The sequence below is a fragment of the Mangrovimicrobium sediminis genome, assembly GCF_004745945.1.
In the GTDB taxonomy this organism is placed as follows: Bacteria; Pseudomonadota; Gammaproteobacteria; order Pseudomonadales; family Halieaceae; genus Mangrovimicrobium; species Mangrovimicrobium sediminis.
This window is the reverse complement of record NZ_SRLE01000005.1, coordinates 92263-105611: the sequence shown is the minus strand read 5'-3', so window position 1 is coordinate 105611 and position 13349 is coordinate 92263. Positions and strand designations below refer to the sequence as shown.

Genomic DNA, 13349 nt, shown 5'->3' with positions numbered 1-13349 from the left:
CGCCGCGCCATGACCATCGCCACCGTCGACGCCATCCGCGCCCTGCCCAAGCTGGAGATGCACATCCACCTGGAGGGCACCTTCGACCCGCAGCTGGTCGCGCGCCTGGCCGAGGCTCGCGGCGTACCGCTGCAGCGCCCGCTGGACGACCTCTACGACCTCAGTGATATCGGCGCCTTCCTCGAGACCCTGGACTGGGTGTGTTCGCTGGTGGCCAGCACCGAGGAGGCGCAGATGGTGGCGGACAACTTCGGCCGCCGCTGCCGCGACGAGGGCATCTGCTACACCGAGGTGATCATCAATCCCACACACTGGGCCGGGCTGCGCTACCAGGAACTGCTGCCGGCGCTCTCGGCCACCTTCGACGCCGTGGAAACAGACTACGGCGTGGACGTGCGCCTGCTGCCCTCGATCCTGCGCCAGCAGTCGGCGCAGGAGGCAGAGGAGATGGTGGCCTGGATGGGCGAGCGCGCCGCGCCGCGCATCGTCGGCCTGTCCGTGGACGGCAACGAGGCCGCCGCCGGTCGCACCGGCGAGCGTTTCGCCCGCGCCTACGCCATGGCCCGGGAGCTGGGCTTCGGCGTCACCGCCCACGCCGGGGAATCCTCCGGCGCCGATGGCGTGCGCGACGCCCTGGACCTGCTCAAGGTGCAACGCATTGACCACGGCGTGCGCGCGGCGGACGAACCCGAACTGCTGCGCCGACTGGTGGACGAGGACATCACGCTGAACGTCTGTCTGCGCAGCAACTGCTCGATTCTCTACCCGTCGATCGAATCACACCCCTTCCCCCAGCTGCTCGAAGCCGGGGTGAAGATGACCCTGAACACCGACGACCCGGTGGTCCTTAACACCGAGCTGTGTGACGAACTGGCCTGGGCCGCCGGCATCTTCGATTTCACCCTGGAGGACATCGCGGCCTTCCAGTACCGCGCTGTGGACAGCGCGTTTTGCGACGACACCACCCGCAGCGCCCTGCGCGAACGCATCGGCGCGGCGCTAGCCGCCATGGACTGAGGCATTCACCAGCCACCTGACCGGAGTGACCATGACCCGTTTTTCCCGTCCATCCCTGACCGCCCTCGGCGCCGCACTGCTGAGCCTGCTGCCGCTGCAGGCGCTGGCCGCCGAGCCCGCACTGCTGCTCACCAACGCCACGTTGATCACCGTCGACCCGGACCAGCCAGACGCCTTCAGTGGCTACCTGCAGGTGGGCGACGACGGCAAAATCATGGCCATCGGCGCCGGCAAGCCGCCGGCGGATGTCGATGCGCCGGTGGTGCGCGACATGCGCGGACTGATGGTCGCCCCGGGCTTCCTCAGTGCCCACAGCCATATCTACATGAGCCCCCTGCGCGGCCTCGGCCACGACGTCAACCTCTACGGCTGGTTCCGCGCCTGGGACTACTACCTGCGCCACACCACCGCCGAGGACGTGTACTGGTTCACCCTGCACGGCTCGGTGGATTTCCTGCGCAACGGCATCACCACCGCCTACGACTTCACCTACCCCGGCGTGCTGGAGGATCTCACCGACGACCCCAGCCAGCCCCAGGGTGCGCCGACGCAAAAGCCCGGCCCCTACGAGGAAAACCAGATCAAGGCCAAGCTGGATTCCGGCCTGCGCTTCGTCAACAGCCCCTGGCTATCCGAGATCGGCACGGACGACGAGATCATCGGCCGCTTCGGCAACCTGCTCGAATGGGCTGAAAAAGAGGGCCTGCACGAGGACCCGCAGTACCTCGCCGACGCCATCTCCGGCCAGCAGCAGTTCATGCCCACCAAGCGCACCGCCTACATCGAGGCGCGCGCCATGCGCGAGTTCGGCGTGATGAACCAGAGCCACTTCCTGGAGAGCCCCAACGCGGTACCGGAACAGCAGGCCAAGTTCGCCTGGTATGACGAGGCCGGCGCGCTGGGCCCGGATTTCATCTTCGGCCACTTCATCCATGTCAACGACGAGATCCTCGAGCGCGTGGTCGAGACCGGCGCGCGCATGAGCTGGCAGCCCACCTCCAATGGCCGCCTCGCCGACGGTATCGCCGATGTCGTGCACTACCAGGAACTCGGCATCCCGGTGGCCGTGGGCCTGGACGACCAGTCCTGCACCGACGTTTCCGACCCCTTCCAGAACATGCGCATCGGTTTGTACACCATGCGCGGCGTGCACCTGAAGGCCAGTGCCATGTCCATCCAGGAGATTCTCTACCTGCACACCCTGGGCAGCGCCAAGGTACTCAACATCGACGACAAGGTGGGCAGCCTGGAGGTGGGCAAGTACGCCGACTTCCTGGTGGTCGACCCGCGCTCGCCGGACACCGGGCCGGTGTATGAACCACTGGCCACTTACGTGCTGGCCTCGAGCCTGCGCAACCTGAAGGAAGTCTGGGTGGGCGGCGAGCAGGTAGTCAACGGCACCGAGATTCTCTCCTTTGACGAGAAGCGTATCCGCGAGGAGATCGACACGCGCACCGACCGCATCCGCGCGGTGGCCGCAGATCAGGACGCGGCAAAAGTGGCGCAGGTAGTCGGTGAATGAGTTCGCGCGCGCTGCAGCGCTGGCAGCGGGGTTGTTGCTGATGAGCGACGCCAATGCCCAGTTCAATGGCAAGCCGCCGGAGGACGCCGGCGGCCAGCTGCTGTCCGAGTCGCACAAGTACGGCCGCGACCACCCGGACTACCGGCAGAACATGCTGCATTTCATCCGCGCCATGCCCAAGGCAGAACTGCACGTGCACTTCGAGGGCACCCTGACGCCGCCGAAGATCCTGGAACTCGCCGCGCGCAACAATATCGAGGGTCTGCCGCAGGACATTCCCGGTATCCACCGCATGCTGGCCAGCTCCGTGCTCACCCAGTTCCTCGAGGGGCTGGCGAAATCGCGCAGCGTGATGGTCACCCAGCAGGATTTCTACGAGGTCGCCTACGACTTCGCCCTGCGCCAGCTGGAAAACAACGTCGTCTACACCGAACTGATGTTCGACCCCCAGGGCCACACCAGCCGCGGCGTGGCTTTCGATACGATGATGAGCGGCCTGGTACAGGCGAAGCAGGAAGCCGCGGAGAAACTCGGCATCCGCATCGAACTGCTCATGCAGCTGCATCGCGACCGCAGCCGCGAGTCCGCGCTGCAGGCGCTGGAAGATGCCCAGCGCTGGAAGGCGCACATCGTCGGCGTGGGCATGGACAATGGCCCGCAGGAGGGCTACGCGGAAAAGCTGGAACCGGTGATGCTGCGCGCCCGCGAACTGGGCTTCCACATCTCCGGGCACATCGACCGCTACGAGCTGGACTACGAGAAAAACCTGGCCTGGCTGCTGCAGACGCTGAAGGTCGGGCGCGTGGACCACGGCATCAATATCATGGATACGCCGCAGTTGATCCCCACCGCCCGCGAACGCGAAGTCACCTTCACCGTGTGCGGCGCCACCACCTACTCGGACAACCCGGCGCTCTACGAGGACAGCGGTTTCAAGCTCTACACCCGGCGCATCGACGAGATGACTGAGGCGGGGCTGAAGACCACGATCAACACCGACGACCCGGGCTACTTCGCCGGCATCTATTTATCGGAGATGATCCAGGCCTTCTACGAGGAAAACGGCTACACCCGCGAGCAGCTGCTGGATTTCCAGCGCCGCGCGTTTGGCGGCGCCTGGCTCAGCGAGGCGGACAAGCGCGCCTACCTGGCGGCGCTGGACGCCTACGCCGCGGCGGGGGAACGGTAGTGACGGTTCAGCCGGTGGAGCGATCGCGGTCGCGCAGGACCGCCGCCAGCGGGTCGGCGATATGGCCCTTGCCCGCGCAGATCTCGTCCAGGCTGAGGCCCTTGAGCTCGTGCGGGAACACCAGCCAGTCGTCGGTCTCGTGCACGTAGAAGTCCGGCTTGATGTCGGTGACGTTCTTGTTCGGTTTGAACCACGGGCAGGCGATGCGGATGGTGCTGGGCAGGTTGCGCCGGCACTTCTCGCGCAGCTCGGCGAGGGTGGCGCGCAGGCTGCGGCCGGTGTCGAAGACGTCGTCGACCAGCAGCACCTCGTCCTCGGCGTTGACGTTCTCGATGATGTACTGCAGGCCGTGCACGCGCACCACCTTTTCCTGCTGCTCGATACCGCGGTAGCTGGAGGTACGGATGGCGATGTGGTCCGAGGGCACGCCCACGTACTCGAGGAATTCCTGCACGGCGATGCCCACCGGCGCGCCGCCGCGCCACACGCCGATGATGAAGTTGGGCCGGAAGCCGCTCTCGTACACCTGCTGGGCAAGACGATAGGAATCGTAGAGCAGGTCGTTGGCGGACAGGAAAATCTTGTTCAAGGCGCGACTCCTTCGGCGAGCCGGCCGCGCGGGCCGGGGTGTGTTCACCCCCGGCGCGGGGCCGGGAAGCGGGGGGACAAGTGTAGCGCAATTGGGCGCCGGCCGGGACGCGTTTCCCCGCCCGCGCCGGGAGTTTCGAGGAGGATACAGGTATGCGCAAGAATCGAATGACAACCAGACTGCGGGCATTCGCCGCCCTGGCCGGGCTGTGTGCGGCCGGCGCCCTGGCCGACGCTGAAATCGAGCTGTCGCAGGAAATCGCCACCCGCCAGGACCTGGTGCAGACGGCGCTGGGCCGCGAGCCCGCGGACCTGCTGATCAAGGGTCCGACAGTGCTCAACGTGTTCACCGGCGTGTGGCTGCCGAAACAGGACATCGTGATACGCGGCGAGCGCATCGCCTGGACAGGTGACAGCGGCACCTGGCCCGGCAAGGCGGCGAAGACCATCGACGCCAGCGGCGAGTGGGCGGTGCCCGGTTTCGGCGAGTCGCACAAGCATATCGAGAGCAGCTACCTGACGCCGGAATACGAGGCGCAGCTGGTCATCCCGCGCGGCAACACCTGGACGGTGGAGGGCTCACACGAGGTCTCCAACGTGGTCGGCGAACACAACGTGGACTTCTGGCTGGCCGCGGAGAACGCCGGCAGCCCGCTGAAGATCTTCCCCGCCATCGGTTCCGCGACCCCGCCCACCGTGTATGAGCTCGGCGGCGGCTACTACGGCTACAACGAGATGCGCGACTTCCTGCAGCAGGACCTGCGCGTGGTCGCCCTCGGCGAGGTGATGGACTGGCCCTCGGTGAGCAACCGCGACGCGCCGGGCAACCAGCGCATCTGGGAGATGATCCAGGCCACCTGGGACAAGCGCGGCGTGGTCGAGGGCCACGGCAGCGGCATGACCAAAGTGGACGACATCAACGCCTTCGCCGCCGCGGGCCTGTCCTCTGACCACGAGGTGCGCCTGGCCGAGGAAGGGCTGGAGAAAGTGCGCCGCGGTATCTTCCTCGAGGTGCGCACCGGCGCCATGCCGCTGCTGTTCCCGAAACTGCTGGAGGCGGGCATCACCGACTGGAGCAGCATCTCGGTGACCACCGACGACCGCGACGTGGCCGCCACCGAACAGCTCGGCTCCATGGACTACAACATCCGCATGGCCATCGAGAGCGGTGTGCCGGTGGAGATCGCCTACCAGTTGGGCAGCTACAACACCGCACGGCATTTCAACATCGACCACCTGGTGGGTTCCATCGCGCCGGGCCGCTACGCGGACGTGGTGCTGCTGGACGATCCGAAGAGCGTGTCCATCACCCGCGTGGTGGCCAATGGCAAGCTGGCAGGCAAGGGGGGCACCGAGTACCTGCTGCCAGTAGCGAAGATCGACTACCCGGACTGGGCCTACAACACGATCAACATCGGCCGCGAGATCGTCGCGGACGACTTTGCCATCGTCGCGCCCGAGGGCCGCGACACGGTCAACGTCGCGCTGATGGAACCGTTCGTGTTCGGGCCGAAGTTCTTCGAGGACACCCTGCCGGTGGTCGATGGCGTGGTGCACGCGGACACCGCGCGCAGCATCAGCAAGGTGGCGGTCGTCGACCGCTACCACGGCAAGGGCGCAGTCTCGAAGATGTTCTGGCGCGGCGTCGGCCCGCTCACCCCCGGCTCGGCCCTGGCCAGCTCGCAGATGCACGACATCCACAACGTCTGGGCCCTGGGCAACGACGACGCGGCCATGGCCCTGGCGGTGAACACCGTCGCCAAACTGGGCGGCGGCTGGGCGCTGGTCAGCGGCGGCAAGGTCGTGGCCACCGTCACCCTGGATATCGCCGGCCTGATGACGGCGCGGCCGGTGGCGGAAGTGGGCGCCGAGGTCGAGGCGATGTTTGCCGCCGCCGACCAGATGGAGTGGATCGGCGCGCCGGGCCTGCCGGACCGTATGCGCTTTGCCTTCCTCACCGCCACGCCCTGGACCTGGCAGCTGGTCGCGCCCTACGAGGGCAACCCCGGCGGCTTCGTCGATGTCACCAGCGGCGAGACCCACCCGGTGGTGTGGTAAGCGACATGCGTGCAGATCGGGAGACGGGCGTGGCGGTCGGTGTGGCAAAGAGGACGGCACAGTGAACGCGCGCAACGGTTTCCTCGCCTCGCTCTGGCTGTGCCTGCTGCTCGCGGCACCGCCGGCGGGCGCGCACCTGCTCAACATGACCAAGGCCACGGGCGAGGTGGCGGCGGACGGCCGCTTCACCCTCGAGCTCAGCCTGGACCTGCTGCGCGCCAGCGGCAGTGCGCAGGCCTATTACGACCTGGCGCAACGCGAATCCCCGCTGGCCGACGCCGACATGCGCGCCTTCTGGCAACAGCTCGCACAGAATATCGAGCTGCGCCAGGGCGCCGCGCGCGTCGCGCTGGAAACGGTCGCTGTTGCGCCGCCGGTCGAGGCCAGCCTGGATGATTTCGAAAGCCCGGTGAACTGGCCGATGACCGCGATTACCCTGCGCGGCGCGGTCGACCCGGCGGCGCCGCTCACCCTCAATTTCCGCTCCGGTTTCGCCTTCGAGGAACCCATCGCACTGAGCCTGCAGGCGCCGGACTCCGGCCGCAAGCAATCGCGGTTGCTGGTGGCCAACCAGAGCAGCCCGCCGTTTGCCAGCGGCCTGGGGCCGGTCACCGCGCCGCCTCCGGCAGAGGGCTTCGACGTGTGGCAGCACCTGGGCGTGGGTATCGCCCACATCCTGCCCGGCGGCGCCGACCACCTGCTGTTCCTGCTGTGCCTGTTCCTGCTGGCGAGCGGCTGGCGTCAGTTGCTGCTCTACGCCTCGATGTTCACCCTCGCCCACAGCATCACCCTGATCATCGCCGCCTACCGCCTGGTGGAGTTCCCCGCCGGCCCGGTGGAGGCCGCCATCGCCCTGTCCATCCTCTGGCTGGCCATCGCCGTGCTGCGCGGCAACCACGCCCACGCCGGCCTCGGACTGATCAGCGGCTTCGGCCTGCTGCACGGGCTGGGTTTCGCCAGCGCCCTGCGCGCCCTGCCCCTGGACGACCACCAGTTCCTGCTCACGCTGGTGACCTTCAACGTCGGCGTGGAAATCGGCCAGGTCATCTTCCTCGCCGGCCTGTGGCTGTGCCTGGCCTGGAGCCGCGGCCGCAGCTGGTACGCGGGACGTGTGCAAAAACCCATCGCGGTGGCGGTGGCGCTGGTCTCCTCGTTCTGGCTGATCCAGCGCCTGGCCAGCCTGTGATATCCGAGGCCCGCCGATGAGCACCGTCCTGTTCCGCAACTTCCGCCAGCTGGTGTGCGCCGGCGCACCGGGCAGCGTATTGCGCGACGTGGACCTGTGCGCCCGCGACGGCATGATCACCGCCATCGGACCGCAACTGCCGCTGACGGATGTGGACGAGGTGGTCGACTGCGGCGGACTCACCGCCTACCCGGGCCTGGTGAATACCCACCACCACTTCTTCCAGGCGCTGGTGCGCAACCTGCCGGGCCTGGACTGGACGACGCTCTCACTGCTGGAGTGGCTGGACACCATCTACCCGATCTTCGCGCGGCTGGACGAGGACTGTATCTACCACGCCTCGCTGATCAGCCTGGCGGACCTGCTCAAGCACGGCTGCACCACCGCCTTCGACCACCAGTACAACTTCAACAGCAACATGGGCAGCCGCGTGGTGGACCGCCAGTTCGAGGCCGCCGCCCTGCTCGGCGCGCGCCTGCACGTGGGCCGCGGCTGCAACACGCTGCCGATGAGTGCCGGCAGTACCATCCCCGACGCCATGCTGGAGACCACCGACGCCTTCCTCGCCGATTGCGAGCGGTTGATTGGCGCGTTCCACAACCCTGCCCCCGGCGCCATGGCGCAAGTAGTCGTCGCCCCCTGCCAGCCGGTCAACTCGCTGCCGGAAACCTTTCCCGAGGCCGCCGCCCTGGCGCGCCGCCACGGCGTGCGCCTGCACACCCACCTGTCCGAGGGCGAGAACGCCGCCATGCTGGATCGCTTTGGTATGCGCAGCCTGGACTGGTGCGAGTCGGTGGGTTTCGTCGGCCCCGACGTGTGGTTCGCCCACGGCTGGGAATTCACACCGCCGGAGATCGCGCGCCTGGCCGCTACTGGCACCGGCGTCGCCCACTGCCCGGCGCCGGTGTTCCTGGTCGGCGCCGAGGTCACCGACCTGCCGGCGATGGTCGCGGCGGACATGACCGTGGGCATGGGCGTGGATGGCCAGGCCTCCAACGACAGCTCGAACCTGGCCGAGTGCATGCGCCTGGCCTACCTGCTGCAGTGCCTCAACGCCCGCCACAACCCTCTGCCGGCGCCACCGCCGGAGCGCTACCTGCACATGGCAACCGCCGGCGGCGCCGCCTGCCTGGGCCGCACGGACATCGGCGAGCTGGCGGTGGGCAAGGCGGCGGACTTTTTCTGCGCAGACCTGAACGGCCTGGACTACGCCGGCGCCGACAGCGACCCGCTCAGCCTGCCAGCCAAGGTCGGCTTCGCCGGCCCCGCGGCGATGACCGTGGTGCACGGGCGCGTGGTGTGGCGCGACGGCGAGTTCCCCGGTCTCGACGAGACACAACTGCGCAGCGCGGCGGACGCCCTGCTGCGGGAAAAACTGGACGGGCACCTGGCCCCATTGCGCACCCCGGGCTAGCCCCAAGCGGACCCACTACCGACAGGAGATTCACGGATGAGCGTTCCCGCCAACCAGCCACTGACCATCGCGGCACTGCTCGCCGGCTATCGCAGCGGCGCCTTCGACGTGCGCGAACTGCTCGCCGAACTGGATGCCCGCGAGGCGCGGCTGGCGCCGCCCGGTGTCTGGATTCACCGCCTGACTGTCGACGAACGCGAGTGCTTTGTCGAACGCCTGGACGGGCGCTCGCCCTCTGACCTGCCACTGTACGGCATCCCCTTCGCCATCAAGGACAACATCGACCTGGCGGGCATACCGACCACAGCCGCCTGCGCCGAGTTCGCCTTCACCCCGGACAGCGACGCCGCGGTGGTGGCCAGGCTGATCGACGCCGGCGCCATTCCCGTGGGCAAGACCAACCTCGACCAGTTCGCCACCGGCCTCAACGGCACGCGCTCGCCGGCGCCCTGGGGCCCCTGCGCCAACGCCTTCGACCGCGAGTATATTTCCGGCGGTTCCAGCTCCGGCTCCGCGGTCGCCGTGGCGCTGGGCCTGGCCAGCTTCTCACTCGGCACGGACACCGCAGGCTCCGGCCGGGTACCCGCCGCGTTCAACAACCTGGTGGGTCTCAAGCCGACCCGCGGCGTACTCTCCAGCCGCGGCATGCTGCCCGCCTGCCGCACCCTGGATACCATCACCATCTTCGGGCTCAGCGCCGGGGACGTCGCCGCGGTCTTCGAACAGGCCCAGGCGGTAGACAGTGCCGATGCCTACGCGCGCCCGCTGATCGACAGCCGCTACCCCGGCTTTCACCGCCACGCACCGCTACGGGTGGCGATTCCGCAGCCGGAACAACTGGACTTCGGTGGCTGCGCCGACCACGCCGCGGCCTACGCGGCAGCGGTCGAGCGCCTGCGGGCGATGGGTGCCGAGTTGGTGGAGTGGGACTTCGCGCCCCTGCTGGAGGCCGCCCAGCTGCTTTACGAGGGCCCCTGGGTGGCCGAGCGCTACGCCGCCATTCGCGAGTTCATCGAGACCTCGGCGCAGGCCATACACCCGGTGGTGCGCGGCATCATCGAGCCGGGTATCCGGCGCACCGCGGTGGATACCTTCGCCGCCATGTACCGCCTGAAGGACTACCGCCGGAAGGCCGAGGCGCTGTTCGACAGTTTCGACCTGGCGCTCAGCCCGACCGCGCCGAAGATCTACACCCTGGCGCAGATGCTCGCCGAGCCGGTCACCTGCAACAGCCACCTTGGCGTGTACACCAATTTCATGAACCTGCTGGACCTCGCCGCCATCGCCCTGCCCGGCCCTTTCCTGCCCTCCGGCCTGCCCAGCGGCTTCACCGTGTTCGGTCCCGCCGGCTGCGACCGCGCCCTGCTGCAACTGGCCGGCGACTACCTGGATGCCAGCGCGCCGCCGCTCGGCGCCACCGGCCTGGCGCGCCCGCCGGAACAGGTGCACACGGTGGACAGTGGCGACTGGCAGACACTCGTTGTGTGCGGGGCGCACATGGATGGACTGCCGCTCAACGGGCAACTCACCGGCCGCGGCGGCGTGCGCCTGGCAAGCACCACCACCGCACCGGGCTACCGCCTCTACGCCCTGCCCGGCGGACCGCCGCAGCGACCGGCACTGGTACGCGATGACGCCTGCAGCAGCCGCATCGCGGTGGAGCTGTGGGCGCTGCCTGCGGCCAGCATGGGCAGTTTCCTCTCCGGCATTCCCGCCCCGCTGGCGCTGGGCAAGGTACAGCTGGCCGACGACGGCTGGTACACGGGATTCGTGGCGGAGGCGCGCGCCACCGAGGGCGCCTGCGAGATCACCAGTCACGGTGGCTGGCGCGCCTGGCTGGACGCGTCCTAGCCATCGCAACGCTACGGCTCTCCGGGTAGCGCGGCGCGTGCTGTGCCGGCGCATCCGCGGCGGCTACAGGCTGTCCTGGACAATCTCCTCCAGCACCTTGCAGTACTGCCCCGTCCGGCTCACGAGGTAGTTGTCCGCCGTGGCAGCCACCATCGCCTCCAGCGGCAGTTTGTGCACACTGAATCCCAGGCGGGCCGCGGAGCGAGACTGCAGGTGTTGCGCGCAGACCCATGTGTAGGCGACGACCCGCAACCAGAACAGGGGATTCTCGGTAAGAGAATGCCGGCAGGCGGCAAAGATGCCGCCCAGGCTGGCCAGTTCCCCCGCCTCCAAAATTCGGTATTCCCGGTCGAACTCGGCATAAGTCATGAGGCGCTCGCGACCCTCGGCGTCGCCCGTGATAAGCGCGCCAGCAGCCGCTCGCAGGTTGTCGCGGTACAAGTGCTGGCGCTGCGAGGACCAGTCGGCGTCGGGATGCCCCATCGGCACCTCGTTGCCGCTCAACACGCGCTCGGCGGCGGCGACAAAGCGCAACAGGCCCACCGCCTCGCGGTCGACGGAAAAGTCCACCAGGCTGAGCTGGCGCTGGATCAACTGGCCGACGGCGAGCGGTGCCAGCAGGCGGTAGACACAACTCTTCACATAGTAGCGATCCGGATCCATGTTCCACTGCGTGCCGTGGTGTACGGAGAAGCGGCCGACCAGGTCGCGTGCCGCCAGCAGCAATTGGAAACGCAGGGGGCCGACCGCCGCGTACAGGCGCTTGCGCGCCTCGAACTCATAGTCCAACTCCGCCTTGCGCGCGAGCAGGCGGTGCTGGGACAGGAAGGCGATGAGCCCGGCGACGACAGCGGACACCACCGTGGAGGTCGCGATCAGTTTGACGGTCTCGTACTCGAGCATAGGTTCCCCTGCCTGATGGCACGCAGGCTGCATTTTTGACAAAAAAAATCCCGTTTTCAACGTAGCAGAAAACCGGCCAGCCGCCAGAGTTCGGGCGCCAACCGGGGCACTCCCCGGATGGTGTGAACCGGTTCTCGCTTCCGCAGCCGCGCTCGCCATTGCGCGAAACTTTAATCTATCGACCGCCTTTTTGTTGCTCCAAAACAAGACCAGTTCACAGATTGCGTCATCGCGCCAGGTCGCCAGTGCGATACCATTTTCTGCTTGAGAACAACCGTCCGGGCGGGAGGTCCCGCCCCGCACACAGACTGGATTATGCAGGCGCTGGCCCACACATTGAGAATGAATTGCAATCGATTGCCCGAACTGGTGCTGCTGTTCCTGCTGGGCAGTGGTGCCGCTTACGGAAAGACTGAGGACTTCCAGTTTCAGGGTTTCCTCAGCCAGACCATCGCCTATGCCCCCGACAACCCGTTCTTCACCGAGGATACGGGCATCAGCTACGACAACCGCGAACTTGGCCTGAACGCGTCGTGGATCGCAAGCGACAAGCTACGCCTGGCCGGCCAGGTGCTCTCTCGCCAGGCCGGCTCACTGGATGACGGCGATCCGCGCCTGGATTTCCTGCTTCTCGACTACAACGCCTTTGTCAATGAGACGTGGAATACGGGCATCCGGCTGGGCCGGGTGAAGAGCCACTACGGCCTGTACAACAGCACGCGTGACATCCCTCACGGTCGCCCCGGCGTGTTCGTACCCCGTTCGGTCTACTTCGAATCCCTGCGCAGCGCCATCCTCTCCCTGGACGGCGCGAACGCCTACGCTTCGTTTTCGGGTTCGCGGGCCGATATCCATGTAAATGCCTTCGGTGGGTCCTCCCACTTCCAGAACGACGCAATCGAGTACCAACTGTTCCAGTCGAGCGCGCCCGGCAAATTCAAGGACATCGATGGCGCAGGCCTGCACGTGGTTGTCGAACCCCACAGCCTTCCCGATCTCTTGCTGGCCTACACGTACGTCGAATTCGCCACCGAGTACGAGGATGCACCCACCTTCAATGCGGCGGAACGCATCGAGGCCATTGTCGCACTGGTCCAGGACCCGGGACTGTTTGCCCAATACGTTACCAGCATGGAAATGGAGGCCTCCATCAACCTGTTTTCGGCGCAGTACACCCCCGGCGACTGGATTCTTTCAGCGGAGTACCTGGTGATCGACATCCAGTTCAAGGATACAACCATCCTCGATTTCCCCATGCCGCAGGATGTATTCAGGGACCAGAACACCACCCTGTCCTACTATGTCCAGGCCGAGTGGCAGGCGGTGGAGAAATTGAGCCTGTATACGCGCTACGAGGCGCTCTACAACGACAAGGACGACAAGGACGGCTCGAACTACGCGGAACTTGCCGGTGGCAACCCCGCCACACAGTTCAACAGGGCGCTGACACTGGGTGGCCGCTGGTATTTCACGCCGGACTTCTCGGCCACCGCAGAGTACAGCCGAAACAATGGCGCTGCGTTCCTCAACGGCCAGTCCGACACCAGTTACGCCGACCTGAAAGAAGATTGGGACCTCTTCTTTCTCCAGCTTTCCTACCACTTCTGACAGCACCATCCAC

At 66.9% G+C, this 13349-nt stretch carries 10 protein-coding genes; 8 read left to right on the top strand and 2 right to left on the bottom strand.

The window, feature by feature from the left end:
• Nucleotides 1-9: 9 nt before the first annotated feature.
• Genes add (E4634_RS05390) through add (E4634_RS05380) form a run of 3 tightly spaced genes read left to right on the top strand, consistent with a single transcriptional unit; the run spans nt 10 to nt 3728 of the window.
• Complete coding sequence (gene add, locus E4634_RS05390) at nt 10-1017, top strand: adenosine deaminase (RefSeq protein WP_135441594.1); 1008 nt, start codon at nt 10-12, stop codon at nt 1015-1017.
• Between the two features lie 31 nt (nt 1018-1048).
• Nucleotides 1049-2539 carry an amidohydrolase family protein gene (locus E4634_RS05385; protein WP_135441593.1) on the top strand — a complete coding sequence of 497 codons (1491 nt, stop codon included), beginning with the start codon at nt 1049-1051 and terminating at the stop codon, nt 2537-2539.
• Nucleotides 2532-3728: an adenosine deaminase gene (gene add / locus E4634_RS05380; RefSeq protein ID WP_135441592.1), complete on the top strand. Its 1197-nt coding sequence runs from the start codon at nt 2532-2534 to the stop codon at nt 3726-3728. Before E4634_RS05385 ends, add (E4634_RS05380) begins: the two co-directional genes overlap by 8 nt.
• 7 nt (nt 3729-3735) lie before the next feature.
• Here the strand turns inward: add (E4634_RS05380) and E4634_RS05375 are convergent, their stop codons facing one another.
• A complete protein-coding gene (locus tag E4634_RS05375; protein WP_135441591.1) occupies nt 3736-4317 on the bottom strand; it encodes a phosphoribosyltransferase in 582 nt (193 codons plus the stop codon).
• A 167-nt stretch (nt 4318-4484) separates the two neighbouring features.
• On the opposite strand from E4634_RS05375, the gene E4634_RS05370 reads away from it, so the two are divergent.
• The 4 genes from E4634_RS05370 (at nt 4485) to atzF (ending at nt 10825) form a co-directional block, all read left to right on the top strand.
• Nucleotides 4485-6374, top strand: a complete 1890-nt coding sequence (locus E4634_RS05370) for an adenine deaminase (protein ID WP_135441590.1) — start codon at nt 4485-4487, stop codon at nt 6372-6374.
• Nucleotides 6375-6435: 61 nt separating this feature from the next.
• Nucleotides 6436-7560 (top strand): HupE/UreJ family protein, encoded by a 1125-nt coding sequence (locus E4634_RS05365; protein ID WP_167854779.1) that lies wholly within the window; start codon nt 6436-6438, stop codon nt 7558-7560.
• 16 nt (nt 7561-7576) lie between these two features.
• Nucleotides 7577-8974, top strand: coding sequence for an amidohydrolase family protein (locus E4634_RS05360; RefSeq protein ID WP_135441588.1), 1398 nt, complete (start codon nt 7577-7579; stop codon nt 8972-8974).
• 36 nt (nt 8975-9010) lie between these two features.
• On the top strand, nt 9011-10825 hold the full coding sequence (gene atzF, locus E4634_RS05355) for an allophanate hydrolase (RefSeq protein ID WP_135441587.1): 1815 nt from the start codon (nt 9011-9013) through the stop codon (nt 10823-10825).
• A 63-nt stretch (nt 10826-10888) separates the two neighbouring features.
• On the opposite strand, the gene E4634_RS05350 is transcribed toward atzF, so the two are convergent.
• A complete protein-coding gene (locus E4634_RS05350) occupies nt 10889-11728 on the bottom strand; it encodes a hypothetical protein (RefSeq protein ID WP_135441586.1) in 840 nt (279 codons plus the stop codon).
• Nucleotides 11729-12085: 357 nt separating this feature from the next.
• Here E4634_RS05350 and E4634_RS05345 point away from each other — a divergent pair, with 357 nt between their 5' ends.
• Nucleotides 12086-13336, top strand: coding sequence for a hypothetical protein (locus tag E4634_RS05345; RefSeq protein WP_167854778.1), 1251 nt, complete (start codon nt 12086-12088; stop codon nt 13334-13336).
• Nucleotides 13337-13349: the final 13 nt, after the last annotated feature.